The 1331-nt window shown below is 50.4% G+C and carries 1 protein-coding gene and 1 pseudogene; both read right to left on the reverse strand.

Annotated elements, in window-relative coordinates:
• Window positions 1-523 (reverse strand): annotated as a pseudogene (locus HMPREF2927_RS09045) (peptide ABC transporter ATPase); the annotation flags it as partial.
• A gap of 2 nt (window positions 524-525) precedes the next feature.
• The gene (locus tag HMPREF2927_RS05940) at window positions 526-1233 is read right to left on the reverse strand and encodes a DUF6318 family protein (RefSeq protein WP_070686409.1); all 708 of its coding nucleotides are present in this window, start codon (window positions 1231-1233) and stop codon (window positions 526-528) included.
• Window positions 1234-1331: the final 98 nt, after the last annotated feature.

The raw sequence follows: 1331 nt of genomic DNA on the forward strand, positions 1-1331 counted from the left end.
GGGTCGGCTTGCCTGGCTCTAGCGACTCTGCAGCATGGCGAATTTCCGTCATAACTTCTTCGTAGGTCGGGCCGGCGGGACCTGGGCTGTCGGCACTGGTCAGGGTGCGGGTGTCGTCGGGGACGCAACTAGCAGAGGAGGGGCTTCTGGGACTTCCGCGGTCTATAGGAATGCCAGATTCAAGTGACATATTTGTAAACTTGAATGTTCCTATTCTTCCATCTTTGGTTGTGCATGACATAATATTGTGATTTTCGTTGGCGTAGGTAACTTTTACACCGTTTCCGTGGCTCACAGTTGAGTAAGTGTATTGAAAATCATTATATGAGGAATTTGAATTACTTTTATTTCCCTCATTTGTTTTTTGTTTGGTTTTTGATTTACTGACAGTTACCTGACATACTTTAGCGGTGTTAGAGCCTTTTGTGGAACAATCATTTGTAATAGATGTTGCAGGAGGGGTAATAATGGATATGGCAAGGAGTGATAATAATGCAACATTGGTATTTGATTTAAATTTCATTTCTAATCATCTACCTGTTCAAAGTCGATAATCTTCCAGCCCTCAGAGGTGTACTTGAACGAGAACTTCCACGTGTCGTCATCCTTTGAGTCATTCTCGTAAGACTTCCAATCACCGTTAGGTTCAACGTACATAACGTAGCCCCACTCCCGGTACGCTTTCCAGTAGTAAGTCTCTCCCTCACTCCAAGGGTTCCCGTCAGCAATGTAATGATCAAGACCCGCGATAATCCAGCCGCCTCGCTTGTAGAGGGCTTCAAGACCTTCGTAGGAATCTAGTAATTCCGTGAAGCTGCTATCAACGAATTTGCGTGCTTGACTGTAGTCTCCGGTCTGGGCGCCGTAGTTGTTCCATTCAATCCACGCGTTAAGTGTTTTGCGTAGACCCTCATTGGATTTTTCTCGGTATCCACCCTCAGGCGATGCAGGTTTCGGAACATTCTGCGCTGGGCCGTTGGGGTCAGCTTCGCGGTACTCACCATCCGGCGCCTTGGAGCCGCCCGAGTAGCCTCGGACAGTAGACGGAGTAGCGCTTGCCGAGGGCGACTCAGAAGCCAACGCAGATGCCGAAGCGGTTTCGCTCGGCGCTGCCGAGGCGGTGGCTGCCGCCTCATTAGAAGCCTGCTGGCCACACGCCGCAAGCAGGGCGCTGAGTCCCATGAGTGCGCCGCTACCCAGCAGGGTACGGCGGTTGAAAATGGTCGAATCCATAGAAGATACGCTCCTATCGTCGGTGATGGTGTGATGCATATGTGCATGTCGGGCGGTTATTCACAGGTCAAGCTGACTGCCGGAAGGAAAACAGCCCC

Origin of the sequence: Rothia sp. HMSC061E04 (genome assembly GCF_001813685.1) — a bacterium.
Classification (GTDB): domain Bacteria; phylum Actinomycetota; class Actinomycetes; order Actinomycetales; family Micrococcaceae; genus Rothia; species Rothia mucilaginosa.

Bases quoted from the DNA above. Each gene is read 5' to 3' on its own strand.
- HMPREF2927_RS05940 (WP_070686409.1), bottom strand. From the start codon at position 1,233: ATGGATTCGACCATTTTCAACCGCCGTACCCTGCTGGGTAGCGGCGCA.